At 70.0% G+C, this 18,255-nt stretch carries 12 protein-coding genes; 4 read left to right on the forward strand and 8 right to left on the reverse strand.

The genetic code is table 11. From position 1 onward, the window contains the following. Positions 1-10: 10 nt before the first annotated feature. Positions 11-7,453: an Ig-like domain-containing protein gene (locus HUA78_RS14665; RefSeq protein ID WP_217442469.1), complete on the forward strand. Its 7,443-nt coding sequence runs from the start codon at positions 11-13 to the stop codon at positions 7,451-7,453. 46 nt (positions 7,454-7,499) lie between these two features. Here the strand turns inward: HUA78_RS14665 and HUA78_RS14670 are convergent, their stop codons facing one another. The 7 genes from HUA78_RS14670 to HUA78_RS14700 all read right to left on the reverse strand — a co-directional run bounded on the left by HUA78_RS14670 (position 7,500) and on the right by HUA78_RS14700 (position 11,959). Then, the gene (locus HUA78_RS14670; RefSeq protein ID WP_174461942.1) at positions 7,500-7,919 is read right to left on the reverse strand and encodes an STAS/SEC14 domain-containing protein; all 420 of its coding nucleotides are present in this window, start codon (positions 7,917-7,919) and stop codon (positions 7,500-7,502) included. Between the two features lie 29 nt (positions 7,920-7,948). Beyond that, positions 7,949-8,629, reverse strand: a complete 681-nt coding sequence (locus tag HUA78_RS14675; RefSeq protein ID WP_141642923.1) for an STAS domain-containing protein — start codon at positions 8,627-8,629, stop codon at positions 7,949-7,951. 10 nt (positions 8,630-8,639) lie between these two features. Beyond that, a complete protein-coding gene (locus tag HUA78_RS14680) occupies positions 8,640-9,128 on the reverse strand; it encodes an STAS domain-containing protein (protein ID WP_174455022.1) in 489 nt (162 codons plus the stop codon). Beyond that, on the reverse strand, positions 9,125-9,700 hold the full coding sequence (locus HUA78_RS14685; RefSeq protein WP_371745574.1) for a SpoIIE family protein phosphatase: 576 nt from the start codon (positions 9,698-9,700) through the stop codon (positions 9,125-9,127). Before HUA78_RS14685 ends, HUA78_RS14680 begins: the two co-directional genes overlap by 4 nt. After that, on the reverse strand, positions 9,691-10,386 hold the full coding sequence (locus HUA78_RS14690) for an ATP-binding protein (protein ID WP_371745575.1): 696 nt from the start codon (positions 10,384-10,386) through the stop codon (positions 9,691-9,693). Before HUA78_RS14690 ends, HUA78_RS14685 begins: the two co-directional genes overlap by 10 nt. Then, a complete protein-coding gene (locus HUA78_RS14695; protein ID WP_371745576.1) occupies positions 10,383-10,775 on the reverse strand; it encodes an ATP-binding protein in 393 nt (130 codons plus the stop codon). The genes HUA78_RS14690 and HUA78_RS14695 overlap by 4 nt, the downstream gene beginning before the upstream one ends. Positions 10,776-11,122: 347 nt before the next feature. After that, on the reverse strand, positions 11,123-11,959 hold the full coding sequence (locus tag HUA78_RS14700) for a class II glutamine amidotransferase (RefSeq protein WP_174455021.1): 837 nt from the start codon (positions 11,957-11,959) through the stop codon (positions 11,123-11,125). Between the two features lie 198 nt (positions 11,960-12,157). Here HUA78_RS14700 and dnaK point away from each other — a divergent pair, with 198 nt between their 5' ends. The 3 genes from dnaK (at position 12,158) to HUA78_RS14715 (ending at position 16,966) form a co-directional block, all read left to right on the forward strand. Beyond that, entirely contained in the window at positions 12,158-13,765 is a 1,608-nt protein-coding gene (gene dnaK / locus HUA78_RS14705; RefSeq protein WP_141642920.1) for a molecular chaperone DnaK, read from the forward strand. Between the two features lie 1,641 nt (positions 13,766-15,406). Beyond that, entirely contained in the window at positions 15,407-16,171 is a 765-nt protein-coding gene (locus HUA78_RS47500; protein ID WP_174476565.1) for a J domain-containing protein, read from the forward strand. Positions 16,172-16,198: 27 nt separating this feature from the next. Next, the gene (locus tag HUA78_RS14715) at positions 16,199-16,966 is read left to right on the forward strand and encodes a CvpA family protein (protein WP_141642919.1); all 768 of its coding nucleotides are present in this window, start codon (positions 16,199-16,201) and stop codon (positions 16,964-16,966) included. On the opposite strand, the gene clpX is transcribed toward HUA78_RS14715, so the two are convergent. Next, positions 16,956-18,029 carry an ATP-dependent Clp protease ATP-binding subunit ClpX gene (gene clpX, locus HUA78_RS14720; protein ID WP_174461941.1) on the reverse strand — a complete coding sequence of 358 codons (1,074 nt, stop codon included), beginning with the start codon at positions 18,027-18,029 and terminating at the stop codon, positions 16,956-16,958. The genes HUA78_RS14715 and clpX overlap by 11 nt on opposite strands. Positions 18,030-18,255: the final 226 nt, after the last annotated feature.

Raw genomic sequence — 18,255 nt, forward strand, 5'->3', positions numbered from 1 at the left:
ATCGGGATGGATGCACCTTTTGACCTGCGCCCTGGCGCTGGTCGCGCTTCCCGCGTTCGCGGAGGCGGATGTCTTCGGGCTCGGCGCGGGGCGTGATGAGACGCTGACCGTCCAGGCGCATGAGAGCCGGGTCATCAACAGCTATGCCGCGGTGACGTCGCCCTTGAGCAAGGGGGACCACGAGCTTCAGGTCGACGCCCCCGAGGGCTTCGTCGCCGGTGACCTGGTGATGGTGTTGCAGACGCTGGGCGTCGGCCCCGTGCGGTCCTCGTCCGTGGCCACGTTCACCTTTGGCCCCCGGGAGCAGAGCCCGGGGGGAGTCTGGGAGCTGGCGCGAGTGGCGCGGGTGCGGGGAGCCGTGCTGACGCTGACCCGTCCCGTGCTGAATGACTTCGTGCCCCTGTCCACGCAGGTCATCCGCGTGCCTGAGTACACGAGCGTCACCATCCATCCGACCGGGGAGCTGAAGGCCCGGAGCTGGAATGGCACCTCTGGTGGCGTGGTGGCCTTCCTGGCCTCCGGCACGCTGCACAACGGCGGCATAATCACCGCGAGCGGCGCGCTGTTGCGTCAGCAGCCCCTGGGTGATGGCGGCGTCGTCTTCTTCCGGGCGCGCAAGCTCACGGGCGCGGGCCGCATCGAAGCCAATGGCCAGGCGTTGCCGTGGGACCTGGGCACCGAGGGCGGTGGCGAGGGAGGAAGCATCTCCGCGCGGCTGGTGGAGAGCGCCGAGTGCGAAGCGCTGATGGCCCAGGGTGGGCCCGGGGTTCCCGCGGAGTCCTTCGGCGCCCAGGAGGGATTTGGCCCTGGAGCGGGCGGCAAAGTGCTGCTCCAGGCAGGCAGCCTGACAGGCTGTCCCGTCCGCGTGACGGGCGGAGAGAGCGTCTCCGGCGATGTGGGGACGAGCGTGGGTGAACCGGGTGATGTCACGCTGGTGGAGCACGCGCTCATCATTCCGAGGACGCCGGTCATCACCACCCCCGGCGACGGCCAGGCGCTGACCGCTCCGACGCCGGTCGTCACGGGCACGGGAGATCCCGGCGCCACCGTCTTCCTGCGCATGGGCAACATCGAGCGCCCCGCCACGCCGGAGTGGGAGTTTCCCGCCACGCCGGTGGGCGACGCTGGAGACTTCTCGGTCCGTGTGCCAACGGACCTCGATGACGGCGTCTACTCGCTCACCGCGCACGCCGAGTTCGAAGGGCTGAGCAGCCTGTCGAGCGACCCCGTCTATTTCACCGTGGAAGCCTTCGCGCCCCCGCTCGCGCCCGTGATTCTGACGCCGACCGAAGGGGAATTGGTGGGCACCGGCGGCACCGACTTCTCGGGCACCGCCGAACCCGATAGCCGGGTGGACCTCCTGCTGGATGGCGTCCCCTACGCCACCATCGATGCGAGCCCCGCCGGCGAGTGGTCCTTCCTGCCGAGCACCCCGCTCACCGAGGGGGCGCGCACGCTGACCGCGACCGCTACCGACGCCGACGACAACACGAGCCCCGTCGCCGAGCGCCACTTCACCGTGGACACGACGCCGCCCCTCGCACCGGTGATTGAGACGCCGATCGACGCCGCACGGGTGGGCAGCGCCGGGACAGGCTTCTCTGGCACCGCGGAGAACTCGAGCACGGTGACGGTCCTCGTGGACGGCCTCCTCATCGGCACCGCGACGGCGCACACCACCACTGGCGCATGGTCGCTGCCCAACAACACCTCGCTCGCCGAAGGCTCCCGCACGATGACCGTCACGGCCAAAGACGCCACTGGCAATACGAGCCCCGCAGCGCAGCGCACCTTCTCCGTGGACAAGACGCCCCCCGTCGCACCGGTGATTCAGACGCCGATCAACGCCGCACGGGTGGGCAGCGCCGGAACAGACTTCTCGGGCACCGCCGAGAACTCGAGCACCGTGACAGTCCTCGTGGACGGCCTCCTCATCGGCACCGCGACGGCGCACACCACCACTGGCGCATGGTCGCTGCCCAACAACACCTCGCTCGCCGAGGGCTCCCGCACGATGACCGTCACGGCCAAAGACGCCGCTGGCAATACGAGCCCCACCGCGCAGCGCACCTTCACCGTGGACAAGACGCCGCCCGCCGTCCCCGTGATTCAGACGCCCGCTTCGGGCGCCGTGGTGGGCGCCACTGGAACGAACTTCTCGGGCACCGCCGAGAACTCGAGCACCGTCACGGTCCATCTGGATGGCAATTTCGTCGGCACCGCCACGGCGCACGCCACCACCGGTGCCTGGACGGTGCCCGCGAGCAGCTCCCAGGGAGCAGGGCCGCACACCGTGACGGCCACCGCCACCGACGCCGCCGGCAACATCAGCTCCACCGCGGAGAACGCCTTCACCGTGGACGCGGCGGCGCCTGACGCCCCCGTGATTCAGACACCCGCTTCGGGCGCCGCCGTGGGCACCGCTGGCACGGGCTTCTCCGGCACCGCCGAGAACTCGAGCACCGTGACGGTCCTCGTGGACGGCCTTCTCATCGGCACCGCGACGGCGCACACCACCACTGGCGCATGGTCGCTGCCCAACAACACCTCACTCGCCGAGGGCTCCCGCACGATGACCGTCACGGCCGAAGACGCCGCTGGCAACACGAGCCCCGCCGCGCAGCGCACCTTCACCGTGGACAAGACGCCCCCCGCCGTCCCCGTGATTCAGACGCCCGCCGCGAGCACCGTGGTGGGTGCCACTGGAACGGACTTCTCCGGCACCGCCGAGGCAAACAGCATCGTGACGGTCCTCGTGGACGGCCTCCTCATCGGCACCGCCACGGCGCACGCCACCACCGGTGTCTGGTCCCTGCCGACCAACACCTCGCTCGCCGAGGGCTCCCGCACGATGACTGTCACGGCCGAAGACGCCGCTGGCAATACGAGCCCCGCAGCGCAGCGCACTTTCACCGTGGACAAGACGCCCCCCGCCGTCCCCGTGATTCAGACGCCCGCTTCGGGCGCCGTGGTGGGCGCCGCTGGAACGGACTTCTCCGGCACCGCCGAGGCAAACAGCATCGTGACGGTCCACGTGGACGGAGCCTTCGTCGGCACCACCACGGCGCACGCCACCACGGGTGCCTGGACGGTCCCCGCGAGCAGCTCCCTGGATGAAGGGCCGCACACCGTGACGGCCACCGCCACCGACGGCGTCGGCAACATCAGCCCCACCGCGGAGAACGCCTTCGCCGTGGACGCGGCGGGGCCCGTTGTCCCCCTGATTCAGACACCCGTCGCGGGCACCGTGGTGGGCAGCGCCGGCACGACCTTCTCCGGAACCGCCGAGAACTCGAGCACCGTGACAGTCCTCGTGGACGGCCTTCTCATTGGCACCACCACGGCGCACGCAACCACCGGCGCCTGGTCCCTGCCCAACAACACCTCGCTCGCCGAAGGCTCGCACACGATGACCGTCACGGCCAAAGACGCCGCTGGCAACACGAGCCCCACCGCGCAGCGCACCTTCACCGTGGACAAGACGCCGCCCGCCGTCCCCGTGATTCAGACGCCCGCCTCGGGCGCCGTGGTGGGCACCGCTGGAACGGGCTTCTCCGGCACCGCCGAGGCCAACAGCATCGTGACGGTCCGCGTGGGTACCACCGTCGTCGGCACCCCGCAGGCCACTGGCACGGGCGCCTGGTCGGTGCCCACGCAGACGGGCTTCACGCACGGCTCCTACACCGTGACGGTCACCGCCACCGATGCTGGCAACAACGTGGGCCCCGCCGCGACCCGCACCTTCACCGTGGACACCGCGGCGCCCTCCGCGCCTGTCATCCTGACGCCGAATCCCGACACAGTGGTGGGCCCCGCGGGCACGGGCTTCTCAGGCACCGCCGAGGCGAACAGCACCGTGAGCGTCAGCGTCGACGGAGTGCCCATCGGCAACGCCCAGGCGAGCGGCCCCGGCGGGGCATGGTCCCTTCCTGTCAGCACGGGCTTCGCCAACGGCACCCGCACGGTGTCCGCCACCGCCACGGACGCGGCGAACAACACCAGTCTCCCCACGGCCATCAGCTTCGTCGTGGACGTGACGCCGCCCGCCGCGCCCGTGATTCAGACCCCCAACCCCCTCACCGTGGTGGGCACGGCGGGAACGGGCTTCTCCGGCACCGCGGAGAACGTGAGCACCGTCACGGTCCGCGTGGATGGCGCGCCCGTCGGCACCACCCAGGCCGGCCCCAGTGGGAACTGGCTGCTCGCGCCCCAGGCTGGCTTCACCCATGGAACGCACACCGTGACGGCCATCGCCACCGACGCGCTCGGCAACACGAGCAGCACCGCGGAGAGCACCTTCACCGTGGACATCGCCGCTCCCGCCGCGCCCGTGATTCAGACGCCGGCGGAGGGCGCGGTCATCGGCCCGGCCGGCACTTCGTTCTCCGGCACCGCGGAGAACCTGAGCATGGTGAATGTCTACGTGGATGGCCAGTCCGTCGGCGGAATCCAGGCCTCCGGCACCGGCACCTGGTCCCTGCCCGTCCGGACGGGATTCACGAACGGCGCCCACACCGTGACGGCCACCGCCACCGATGCCGCGAACAACCTCAGCGCCACCGCCAGCCATGGCATCGTCGTCGACATCATCGCCCCCTCCGCGCCTGTCATCCAGGTTCCCACCGAAGGCGCGGTGGTGGGCCCCGTTGGCACGGGGATCTCCGGCACCGCCGAGGCGAACAGCACGGTCAAGGTCAGCGTCGATGGCGCCGCGCATGGCACCGTCCAGGCCAACGGCCTGGGGGCCTGGTCCCTGCCCGTCAGCACGACCTTCACGCACGGCCCTCACACGGTAACGGCCACCACCACCGACGTGCAGGGCAACACGAGCGTCGTCGCGGAGCGCCACTTCTCCGTGGACATCGAGGCGCCCACCGCGCCGGTGATCCAGACGCCGAACTCCACCACGGTGGTGGGCCCCGCGGGAACGGGCTTCTCCGGTACCGCCGAGGCGGACAGCACGGTGAAGGTCAGCGTGGATGGCGCGCCCGTCGGCACCGCCCAGGCCAATACCTCCGGCGCATGGTCCCTGCCCACGCAGGGCGGCTTCACGGACGGGGCACATACGGTGACCGCCACCGCCACCGACGCGTCGAACAACACGAGCGCCACCGCGACGTCCACCTTCACCGTGGACATCACCGCCCCCGCGGCTCCCGTGATTCAGACCCCCAATCCCGACACCGTGGTGGGCGCCGCGGGCACGGCCTTCTCGGGCACGGCCGAGCGACTGAGCACCGTCCGGGTCAGCGTCGACGGCGGCCTCATCGCGTCCCCGCAGACCACCGCCGAGGGCACCTGGTCGATAGCGATTCGCACGGGCTTCGGCGCAGGCTCGCATACGGTGACGGCCATCGCCACCGACGCCTTGAACAACACGAGCACCACCGCGACGTCCACCTTTACCGTGGACCTGACGCCCCCCGCCGCGCCCGTCATCCTGACGCCGACCGTGGACATCGTGGTGGGCGAGGACGGAACGGGCTTCTCCGGCACCGCCGAGCCCCGCAGCAGCGTGAGAGTCCTCGTGGATGGGGACCTCGTCGGCACCGCCGTGGTGAATGGCGGCGGGAACTGGTCACTGCCCACCCTGGTGGAATATCCGCATGGCACCCACCTGGTGACAGCCACCGCCACGGATCCCGCGAACAACACCAGTGCGCCCGCGGAGGTCCGCTTCACCGTGGACGTGACGGACCCCAGCGCCCCCACCATCCTGAAACCCACGACGGGCACCCTGGTCAACGCGAACGGAACGGCCTTCGAGGGCACCGCCGAGCCACTGAGTACCGTGAAGCTCCTCATCAACGAGGCCGTGTTCGTCACGGCGGTGACGAACATCAACGGACAGTGGGCCGTGCCTGTGAGCACCACGCTGGGTGATGGCCCCCACACCGTGACGGCCACCGCCACCGACGTCGCGAAGAACGAGAGCGCCCCCTCCGTGGCCATCCAGATCACCGTGGATGCCTCCCGCCCGGCGATTCCCATCCTCACCAGCCCGGCCGCCGATGCCGTGGTGGGCAAGGCGCGCCCCGACTTCATCGGAACCACCGAGGCGGGCGCCAAGGTGAGCATCTTCATCGACGGCGCATTGGCGGGCGCCGTGACGGCGTCGAGCACCGGTGCCTGGACGTTCGCCCCCGTGGCGGGGCTGAGCCAGGCGAGACACGACGTTCAGGTCCAGGCCACCGACCTCGCCGGGAACACGGGAGACCCGTCCTCCTCGAGGTCCTTCCGCGTGGATACGACGCCTCCCACCACGGTGGTCTCCGTGCCCGCCCAGAACGCGACACTCACCACTCCCACCCCTCGAATCGAAGGGACGGCGGAGGCGGACAGCACCATCTTCATCACCCTGGATGGCACCACCCTCCCGGGTGTCACCGTGGATGGCGCGGGGAACTGGTTCTATGTGCCTCCCCAGGGCCTCGCCAACGGGCGGCACGACATGCTGGTGCAGGCGATGGACCTCGCCGGCAACGAGGGGCCTCGCATCACACGCGCCTTCACGCTCGACCTGGAGCCCCCGGGCAAGCCCGAGCTGCGGACCCCCGCGAATGCCGCACTCGTGAACTCGCCGACGCCGCTCATCGTCGGCACGGCCCCGCAGCAATGCGTCCTCACGGTGCGCCTGGATGGCCTGCCCCAGGACCAGCATCCGGTCATCGCCAGCACGGGCGAGTGGAAGTTCACGCCCTCGGCGGCCCTGTCGGATGGGCTCCATCTGGTCAATGCGTACTGCACGGACGCCTTCAAGCGGACCGGCCCCGATTCCACGACCCACGCCTTCACCGTGGACACCTCAAAGCCCGCCCCCCCCGTCGTCCTGACCCCGGCGGTCGACGCCATCGTCAGGCCGGACAACTACACCATCACCGGCACTTCGGAGCCGGGGACGACGCTCACCGCCACCCTCAACGGACTGACGGTGGGGACGACACTGGCCAACGAGCGCGGCGAGTGGACGGTGGCGGTGACGCTGGCCATCGTCACCGGACTGCAGGACCTGCGGGTCTTCGCCACGGATATGGCGGGCAACATTGGCGACAAGTCCACGCCTCGCACCTTCACGGTGGACAGCCTGCCGCCGACGACCACGCTGAGCGGGGGCCCCACGGGCACCAGCACGCTCTCGGAGGTCACCTTCACCCTGAACACCTCCGAGCCCGTCTCCGGCTTCAAGTGCACGCTGGACGGCGTGGAGCTGTCGCCCTGTGAGAATCCCCTCACCGTCCGCTCGCTGTCGGAGGGCATCCACTCGCTGGATGTATTGGCGACGGACATCGCGGGGAACGTGCAGATAACTCCCGCCCATCACCAGTGGAACGTCATCCGTCCCAGCCTGGTGGAGGGAGGCGGCGTGGGCTGCTCCAGCACCGCGGGCGCCCTCCCGCTCGGCCTCGTCTGGCTGGCGTGGGTGGGCCTGCTCGGGCTGCGCCGGCGGCGGTGAGCGGGTCGGCGTCCGGAGGTTCTCGCGCCTCCTCCGGACAGCCCTTTCAGGAGGCTCGGGCAGCGCCCTGCAGCGCGCGCTGGGCGGCCACCCAGCCCCGGGCTTCCTCTTCCGTTTCCACCATGCCGAACGGAGCGCCCTGCGTCCGCCCGAGCAGGGCCGAGGCCCGCCCCATCATGTTGGCCATGGTCCGCAAGGCGAAGCTCGCGCCGAAGAGGACGGTGGCCACGAAGGGCATCGCCTCCGGGTTCTCGCTCAGCGTCTTGCGCGCGTCCGCGGAGATGCTCGTCCCGCGACGCACATCGGAGATCAGATAGAGCCGGGGATGCGTCGCACTCAGCTCCAGCGCCACCTGGTTCAGCTCGTGGAGGAGCTTGAGGTCGAACACCCCGACGTTGACCAGTCGGATGATGTCGGGCGACTCGAGCCACACCTTGTTGTCACCGAACGTCCACATGCGGACCATGCCGTGTCTCCTCTCGGAAATCGAAGGGGTCAGCGCCGGGAGGTGGAGGTGTTGCCGCCACGCCCGGCCAGGTGCTGGAAGCAATCGCGCAGGCCTTCCTTCAGGCTGCCGAGCGTCTTCACTTCCCGCAGGTCCACGCCAATCTGGACCAGCGTCTGGGCAATCAGCGGGCTGATGCCCGTCACCACGCAGTAGGCGCCCAGCAGGCGCGCCGCGTTCACCATCTTGATGAAGTGGTTGGCCGTCATCGTGTCCACCACCTCCACGCCGGTGATGTCGATGATGACGCAGCGGGCCTTTCCCTGGACCACCCGCTGCAGGAGCCGCTCCGTCATCTCCACGGAGCGCTGCGTGTCCACCACGCCGACGATGGGCAGCGTGAGGATGTCCTCCCACAGCTCGATGATGGGCGTGGACAGGTCGCGGATGGCGTCGCGCTGCCGGTCGATGGTGGAGAGCTTCTCCTCCAGTTCGCGGTGACTCGCCGCCAGGCGCGTCAGGGCCTCCTCGTGCTCGCGGCGGGTGGTGGCCAGCTCGCGCACGAAGACGTTGAGCGTCTCCTCCAACGCGGCGAGCTCGTCCTGCTCACGGATGGAGATGGTGGTGCGCTCGGGCGAGAACTCCCCCACGGAGATGAGGGACAGGACGTCGATGATGCGCCCCACGCGCTCGGGGTCGACGGTCAGGGGTGTGGGCAGGGCGGTGCTCATGGGGTCTCCCTCAGACGACGTTCCTGGCCACGGGAGGAGCGATGATGCCGAGCATCTCGTCCGCGAGGCGCTGGGCCTCCTCGCGCTCCGATTCGGCCGTGCGGGCGCCCACCGCTCGGACGCCGAGTAGCGACAAGCCTTCCTCCAGCCCCAGCGCCGTCTCCACGCCGTCGAGTTGGATGCCCATGCTCTGGAGGGTGAGCGCCACGTCGGCGCCCATGCCGCACAGCACGGTGCGCGTGCCCATCAGCCGGGCCGAGGCGGCCAGCCGCGCCAGCACCGCGCACAGGTGGCTGTCCACGAGCCACAGGCCGGAGATGTCCACCACCATCCCCTTCGCGCTGGTGCGCTGGATGTCGCGCAGCACGTCCGAGCAGAGCTGCGCCGCCTGCGCGTCGGTGATGTCGCCCTGGAGGGGGACGATGAGCTGTCCCCACAGGGGGATGATGGGGATGCGCGACAGGTCGCGCGAAGGGAGGGGACTGTCCGGGTGGCTCACGACGGCTCCACATCCGCCACCAGCACGGTGGCGTCATCGGTGACACGGCCGAAGCGCTCCATCAGGAACGCGCAGGCCGCATCGGGGGACTGCGTACGGACCAGCTCCAGGTCCAGGCGAAAGCTCAAGCCGTCGGTGAAGACCGCCAGACGGTCTCCGGGCGACAGCACGGTGGAGACGGTGCGCAGCGTGCGGAAGGACTGGCCGAGGATGCCCGGCGTGGGCAGCACGGGCACGCGCGTGCCCACGGTGCGCAGCTCCACGTTGCCCACGCCGCCACAGTGCAGCGTGTGCCCGTCGAACACGGCGAGCATGATGGCCGCGCCCCGGCCATGGCGCAGCGCCGCGTGCAGCGCCTCCATCAGCGGCTCCACGGACGGGCCCAGCGGCGCCTGGCCCAGGCAGCGCACGGCCTCCGCCGTCGCCTGTGCCGCAGCGGGCCCGTGGCCCAGCGAGTCCACCACCGCCAGCAGCGTGTGCGGCCCGTCGACGCGCACCACCACGCCGTCGCCGTTCTCCACCTCGCCCACCTTCGGACGGGTCCGGTGGGCGATGGACAACCTCACAGCCACACCTCGAACTCCACCTGCGTTCCCGTGGCGCCCGTCTTCACCTCGAACCGGTCCGCCAGACGCTTGACGCCCAGGATGCCCAGGCCCATGCCCGTCTTGCTCCGGTAGGTGCCCGACAGCACGCGCTCCAGCTCCGGGATGCCCCGCCCCTGGTCCTCCGCGCGCACGCGCAACAGCTTGCGCGGCGTCTGCACGGGGATGAGCTGGATGGTGCCGCCGCCCGCGTAGGAGATCTGGTTGCGCGCCAGCTCGCTCACCGCCGTCGCGACCTTCTGGCACTCATAGCCGCGTCCCCCCATCGACTCGCACAGCGCGCGCGCCGCGAGCCGCGCATGGCTTGCGTCCGCCTCCGTCCGCACCAGGTACGTGGTGGGCCGCGCGTCCATCGTCGTCGTCGCGGGGACCGGCGTCGGCTCGCGCGCGGCGCTCAACCCCGAGGGGACGGTGGCCGTCGCCGTCAGGGCCCGCAACCGCGCGGCCAGGTCCGGACGTCGGGCCGGGTCCACGAAGTGGCGCGTGGCGGGCTCCAGCGCCTCGATGACCCGCGGCAGCTCCGCCGCGCCCAGCGTGTCCGCCGACAATCGCAGCGGCTCCAGCGTTCCTCGAAGCACCAGCCGCGCGGCGGTCTCCGTCATGAAGTGCTGCAAGACGCCCAGCAGCTGTGTACTCGTTACGCCCCGACTCACCACGGTCTCCTTGCTTCCAGACTCATGCGCTTGCGCGCGAACACTTCCAGGCCACCGCCCTCGCGGTTGGACACGCGGACCTCGTCGGTCAGCCGTCGCACGGCGGCGCCGCCTTCACCCAGGCTCTCTCCTGGCAAAGGCCCTGGGCGTCCCTCGCGGCCGACGAAGAGCCGCTCCGGCTCCGCCATGCCCGGGCCCCGGTCCAGCGAGCGGATGCAGAGCCAGCCGTCCTCACACCACACCTCCACCGTCCCGCCCGCCCGCGTGTGACGCACCAGGTTGGTGGCCAGCTCGCTCACCACCACCGCGACCTCCGCGCTGGAGGCCGCCGACAATCCCGCGTCCCGGGCGAAGCGCCGGCCCATCGAGGCCGCCACCACCGCATCCACGGGATGGCGAACGACGACGGACAGCCGAGACTCAAGCGAAGCAGAGGAAGGCAGTGGCAGCGGCAAAACTCATTCCCGGAGTAAAACCCTTGGAATTACGCCAGTATGAGGCAACAAATCTGCGGGGCCTGTAAAGCGGTTCACATTCCACCCATGGAATCCGCTTCGGTTTCCCGGAAGAGGCGTCTAGATTCCTGGGTTTTTTCGTTTTACTCCCGTGCTTCACCCGCTTGCGCCGGGATGCTCCGGGAATCCGTCACTTCAGCTCCAGCGTCTCCGAAAGCCACGGGGCGGGAACGACCCACGCGAAGTGCGTGGGCATTCGACCAGGAGAGCGCCTTCCGGGCTCAGCCGCCGTTGAGCAGTTGCACCTGAAGGTCCAACCCCACCGCGAGGGTGGTTCCGCGAGGCAGCTCCACCCAACTCCCCGGGCGCTTCAGGTGGCTGGCCAGGACGACGGTGCGGCGACGCCGGTGGGCGCCCACCGCGGGCTGCGACTCTGAAGAGCTGGCCGTCACTCCGCAGGGCACGCACTCCGCGCCGCCTTCGAGTCGCGAATAGAACAGCGGCTCCTCGCCGAAGCGGCAGGCCACGAGGAGGTATCCATTGGTGGCCACCAGGTTGAGCGTGGACGCGCGAGGGATGCCCGCGTCCACGGAGCGCTTGATGACCTCGCGCGCGGTGTCCGCCAGCATGCGACCGGCGACGTGCGCCTCCAGCCGGGGGTCGTCGGTGCGCCCCACGTCACGCAGGTGACGCAGGAAGAGGGCGAAGAGCACCTCGCTGTCCGTTCCGCCGTGCACCTGACGCTGCAGGTGCTCTGGCAGCGAATCCAACAGGGCCGCGCGCAGTTCGTCGAAGCCACTGACACTGCCCTGGTGGGCGAACAGCCAGCGGCGCGAGCGGAACGGCTGGGTGTTCTCCTCCAGCGACTGGCCCACCGGAATGCGGCTGGCGTGGAACAGCAGGGCTTCCGACTCACCCGGTGGGGCGAGCCCCACGAGCGAGGGCTCCCCTTCCGCGCTGGAGAAACGGCGCAGGAGGACCTCGTCCTGGGCGTACGCTCCCACCCCCACCGCGTTTGCGCGAGGCTCCGTCTGGACGAGCACCTGCTCGGCGAGCCGGTGGAGCTCGCACCTGAGCAGGTTCGGGTCTGACGTGAGGGCTGCGAGGACGACGGACATGAGGGAGAACTCCTTTGCTCCATAGATAATGACGTCCCCTCCCCCCCTCAAGCCAGCGGGCACGCCCCCTTGCCACTTCGCTAAGTGCTTGAAATGGCTGGGCTTTACATTGATCGAACATTGACACCTCTTCCGGAGGCTCCTAACCTCCGGGCGCTTCACCGACGGCCTCGGGCTAGACCCTTCACCGGAGATGGAATGTCGGACGACATCGCAATCGGCATCGACCTTGGCACGTCGTACTCGTGCGTGTCGGTGGTCCAGGATGGCCAGCCCATCGTCATCCCCAACGAGTGGGGAGAGACGACGCATGCCTCCTGCGTGTCCTTCCTCGAGGATGGCTCGGTGCTGGTGGGCAACGCGGCCAAGAAGAACATCATCACCAGCCCCGAGACGACGGTGTACTCGGCCAAGCGGCTCATCGGTCGCTACTACTTCTCCGACGAGGTGAAGAAGGCGCAGGCGGTGATGCCGTACCGCATCGTCGAGGGCGAGAACAACTCGGTGCGCATCGGGGTGAGGGAGCGTGCGTACTCGCTGCCTGAAATCTCCGCGCTGGTGCTCAAGGAGATGAAGGCCGTCGCGGAGACGTACCTGGGACGTGAGGTGACCAAGGCGGTCGTCACCGTTCCGGCGTACTTCAACGACAACCAGCGCCAGGCCACCAAGGACGCGGGCCGCATCGCCGGGCTGGAGGTGCTGCGCATCCTCAACGAGCCCACGGCGGCGGCGCTCGCGTACGGCTTTGGCCGGGACGTCAACCAGCGCGTCGTCGTCTACGACCTGGGCGGCGGCACGTTCGACGTGTCCATCCTGGAGATCGGCAAGGACGTCTTCGAGGTGCTCGCGACGGCGGGCGACACGTACCTGGGCGGCGACGACTTCGACGACCGCATCATGACGTGGCTGGCGGACGACTTCCTGGGCAAGACGCGGTTGGATTTGCGGCAGAACAAGTTCTGTCTGCAGATGCTGAAGGAGGCCGCGGAGAAGGCGAAGATCGACGTGGGGCAGACGGGCTCCGCGGACATCCTCTGCGCGGGCATCTGCCAGGACGCGCAGGGCAACGTGATGGACCTGCGCCACACGTTGAACCAGGACCAGTTCAACCGGATGGTGATGGACCTGGTGCAGCGCACGTTCAAGGTCTGCGACGAGGCGCTGCAGAGCGCGCGGCTGACGGCGGCGGACATCGACGCGGTCATCCTCGTCGGCGGGCCCACGCGGCTGCCCATCATCCGCAACTCCGTGAAGCACTACTTCCAGAAGGCTCCGCTGGAGGGCATCAACCCAGACCAGGTCGTGGCCATGGGCGCGGCGCTCCAGTCGCATGCGCTGCTGGACAGCAAGACGGAGACGTTCCTGGTGGACGTCACGCCGCTGACGCTGCGCATCGGCACGGTGGGTGGGTACACCGAGAAGATCATCGACAAGAACACGCCGGTGCCCATTGACCGCTCGAAGGCGTTCACCACCAGCCGTGACGGGCAGGAGAAGGTGAAGATTCGCGTGTATCAGGGCGAGTCCAACCGGGCCGACGAGTGCGAGATGCTCGGTGAGTTCGAGTTCGCGGGCTTCCGCATCGGCTATCGCGGCGAGGTGAAGATCGAAGTCACGTTCGAGATCAACACGGACGGACTGGTGAACGTGTCCGCGTGTGACACGGAGACGGGACAGAAGACGTCGACGACCATCACCTTGTCGTCTGGCATGTCGGAGGACGACATCCAGAAGTCCATCCAGGCGAACCGGAGCACCCGCCTCGCCGGACACAACAACAACGACCTGCCCGCCGTGGCCCAGTAGACGAGCGCGATGTCCGAGCCTTCCGATCCCAGCTCCGGCAGGCCGCCGGGAAGCCCGCCCGGGACACCGGCGGCTCCCGCGCGCCCCGCCATTCCGCGGATGACGGCGGCCACCCCGGGCCCCGTGCCGCCCACTCCGGCGCCGGTGGCCAGGCCTCCCGCCGCCGCCCCGCCGCGTCCTCCCGGAACGGAAGCCGCGCCCGCTGGAGTGCCGACAGCAAGACCTCCGGGCGTCGCGGCGCCGGCCGTGCCTCCATCGCAGCGGCCCACGGTGTCCGTGCCCGCCATCACCGCGCCCACGCCGCAGCGCACGAGCGCCACGGGGCTGCCCTCGGTGGGAAGCCCCACCTCCACGCCCACGGGCGCGAGGCCCACGGTGGCCGCCATGCCCGCCGTCGGTGCGCCCGCGACTCCGGCGACGGGTGCGAGGCCCACTGTCTCCGCAGGGATTCCCGCCGTCGGTGCGCCCGCGACTCCGGCGACAGGTGCGAGGCCCACTGTCTCCACGGTGCCCGCTGTCGGTGCACCCGCGACTCCGGCGACAGGTGCGAGGCCCTCGGTAGCGGGCGCCATTCCCGCTGTCGGTGCACCCGCGAGTCCAGCAACGGGCGCAAGGCCCACGGTCGCTACAGGCATTCCCGCCGTCGGTGCACCCATGAGTCCAGCAACGGGTGCGAGGCCCACGGTCTCCGCAGGCGTTCCCGCCGTCGGTGCGCCCGCGACTCCAGCAACGGGTGCGAGGCCATCGATCGCCGCAGGCATTCCCGCCGTCGCTGCGCCCGCGACTCCGGCAACAGGTGCGAGACCCACGGTGGCTGCTGCCATGCCCGCCGCCGGCGGTGCACCCGCGAGTCCCGCAACGGGTACGCCGCAGGCGCAAGCGACAGCGAGGCCCACAGCGCCCGCCGCGCGAGCAGGACCACCGCCCTCGCCCCAAGGCGCACCTTCCGGGATCGCGCCGTTGACTCCCCCGCCTGTCGCGGGCGGGGCACCCGGGGGCGCAGTCCCCTCCGCTTCGGGCCCCGCCCCGCGTCCGACGCCTGCGGGCCTCGCGCCGCTGACACCTCCTCCCGTCGCTGGCGCTGCGCCTCGCACTGCGCCCGTGGGAACGGTGCCGCCGCCTCCTCCAGGTTCGGGCCCCGCGCCGCGTGGGACTCCCGCGGGTCTCACGCCGCCGACGCCGCCTCCTGTCGCCAGCACGCAACCTCGCGCGGCTCCTGTCGGCACCGTGCCGCCTCCTCCGCCTGTCGCGGGCACCCCGCCTCGCGTGGCATCCGCCGGCACCTCGCCCCTGACGCCTCCGCCCGTCGCGCCTCGCGCCATCGTGCCGCCGCCACCTCCCGTCGCTGGCGCCGCGCCCCATGGTGCGGTGCCGAGCATTCCTCCTGGAGTCCCGTCCATCGCGCCCGCGGTGCCGAGCATCGCCCCGGCGGCCCCCTCCGTCCGTCCGGCGACCACTTCCCTGGCGGGACCGCCCCACACCACCGTTCCGAGCATCGCCCCGGCCGTACCGCCGCAAGGCGCCGCGCCACGGGGTCCCGCGCTCACGCCCCGTCCACCTCCGACGCTCGCCGTCGGACAGGTCGTCCCGCCTCCGCCGCCGACCTCAGCTCCGCAGGCACGTCCGGGCGCACGGCCCACGATGTCGCTGCCGGCACTGGCGCCCTCGGACCTGCCGCCCCGACATCCTGCCGCGGCCACCGTCCCGGGCATCCCGCCGATGACGGCGCCCCGCGTTCCGGCCATCAGCCCCATGGTGCCGCCCATCGCGCCGGCGGTCCCCTCCATCGCGCCCATGGCGCCGCCTCCACCGCCGAGCGCGGCCAAGGGCCCGGGCCTGGATGAGCACCAGCTCGCGGACCTCCAGTCGCGCTGCGCGAAGCTGGACCAGCTCGACTACTTCGAGGTGCTCCTGCTGGAGCGCACGGCCACTCCCGCCGACATCAAGAAGGCGTTCTACCGGGAGAGCCGCACCTACCATCCGGACCGCTTCTTCCACATCGACGACAAGCAGCTCAAGGAGCAGGTGCACGAGCTCTACAAGCGCGTCACCGAGGCCTATTACGTCCTGCGCGACGACACGAAGCGCAAGAAGTACCTCGTCGATGTGACGGGCGCCGAGCGCGCGCAGAAGCTGCGCTTCACCGAGGCGTCCGAATCCGAGACGAAGGCCGCCGCGAAGAAGGAGCAGGAAGAACAGATTGGCACCCACCCCAAGGGGCGCCAGTTCTACCAGCAGTCCCAGAAGGACATCGACGCCGGCAACTGGTCCGCCGCCGAGCGCAACTTGAAGATGGCCCTCACCTACGAGCCCTCCAATCCCCGCTACAAGGAGAGCCTGGCCGAGGCGCAGAAGCGCCTGTCTGAAGAAGCCAAGGCCAAGGGCGACTCGTTCAAGATTCGCTGACGTCGTCCGGAGGCGCGGCAAAGCCCCATGGTCATCGACCTCATCATCCTGGGCATGGTGCTCTTCTTCGGGCTCATCGGCGCCCTCACCGGCGCCTCACGCCAGGTGGCCAACTGGGTGGGCCTGGCGCTGGGGTTCTTCGCCTCGCGCCGGCTGGGCCCCTTCGTCGCACCCCGGCTGGCGGAGGCGCTCGACGGCCCGCTGCTGCTGGGCCTCCTGCTGGGCACGGTGCTCCTCTTCGTCGGCGTGTGGCTCACCGTGCGCTACGCGCTGGGCACCCTGCTCCAGCGCTTCCTCGCCACGGGCAAGCAGAACGAGAACCGGGGCATCGACCGGTTCCTCGGCTTCGTGCTGGGCGCGGGGAAGACGGCGGCCTTCGCCTGGATGGCCCTGAGCGCGATGACCTTCTTCGAGCAGCACGTCATCGTCGCCGGCAAGCGCATCGGCGTGTCGCCCAAGGACTCCCTGGCCGCCCACGCCGCGCGCCGCTACAACCTCTTCGAGATGACCCAGTTCGCCCCCATGGACGACATGGTCCAGGTGGCCAAGGCCGCGGGGGACCCGGAGCGCGCGGCGTCACTGAAGAACGACCCCGCCTTCAAGGCCCTGCGCAAGGACCCGCGCTTCCAGCGGCTCCTCCAGGACGACAAGGTGAAGCAGGCGCTCGTCCGGGGCGACACGGCCGCGCTCCTGCGCAACGACCTGGTCCTCCAGCTCATCCAGGACCCGGACATCGCCGCCCGACTGGGAGCGGCGGCCCGGGCCTCGGAGCATGCCGGGGACGTCATACGTTGAGCTGCACGGCGTCCAGCCCCACCAGCCGGGGACGCACGTAGTCCGCGTCCACCTTCAACTGCCGACGACGACGCTCGGGCGCCTCGAACATGATGTCCGCCATCACGTGCTCCAGGATGGAGCGCAGCCCACGAGCCCCCAGCCCGCGCGACACCGAGTAGTGCACCACCTCGCGCAGCGCCGCGTCGTCGAACTCCAGCTCCAGCTCGTCCATGGCCAACAGCTCACGGAACTCCCGGACGATGGAGTCCGGCGGCTCCGTGAGCACACGGATGAGGTCCGCCTCGCCCAGCAAATCCAACTGCACCACCACGGGCAGGCGGCCGAGGAATTCCGCCAGCATCCCGAACTCCACCAGTTGCTTGGTGCTGATGCGCTTGCGGAGCCGCTTGGAGGCGTCGTCCGCGCCGAAGCCCAGGGGCCTGCTGAACGCCTCGTCGCCGGCGTCGTGCAAGTCACTGAAGGTGCCCGCGCAGATGAAGAGGATGTCGCGCGTGTCCACCTGGACGAAGTCGCTCTTGTTCCAGGCCTGGGTGACGTTGAGCGGCACGTACACCTCGCGGCCCTCCAGGAGCTTCAGCAGGGCCTGCTGGACGCCCTCTCCACCGATGTCCCGGCTGCCCGCACCGTTGCGGGCGCCCTGGGAGCGGCGGGCAATCTTGTCCACCTCGTCCACGAAGATGATTCCCCGCTGCGTGTCCTCGACGGAGTGGTTCGCCTTGAGGAGCAGGTCGGAGATCATCACCTCCACGTCTTTGCCGTAGTAGCCCGCCTCCGTGTACTCGGTGGCGTCCACGGTGGTGAAGGGCACCTGGAGGATGTCCGCCAGGTTGCGGGCGATGTGCGTCTTGCCGCTGCCGGTGGGGCCAATGAGCAGGATGTTGGATTTCTTGATGAGCGACTGCCGACGCAGCCTCCGGGCCTGCACGCGCTTGAGGTGATTGTGGGCGGCGATGGCCACTGCCCGCTTGGCGGCGTCCTGGCCAATGACGTAGCGGTCCAGTCGCTCGTAGATTTCTCGAGGGGTCAGCGGCGCTTCTTCCCTGCGTGCGGACGACTCCATGTACCCTTCCCTTCTATCCACGCGTCCTCCCGACACTCCGTCCAAAGGGTAGGAATCAGATGGAAGGTCCGCCCGCCAGGACAGGGGCCCGGGGTGGTCGCCTGCCCGCCAGCTTGCTGTCCCTTCAGCCGGCTGTTGTATGCGGGGGGGCTTTCCTATAGTTCCCGCGCCCCTCCAGTGTTGACTGGAGTCCACCCTCCATTTCCCTGGGAGCCTCGAACCGCCG

Origin of the sequence: Myxococcus sp. CA033 (genome assembly GCF_013336625.1) — a bacterium.
Taxonomy (GTDB): domain Bacteria; phylum Myxococcota; class Myxococcia; order Myxococcales; family Myxococcaceae; genus Myxococcus; species Myxococcus llanfairpwllgwyngyllgogerychwyrndrobwllllantysiliogogogochensis.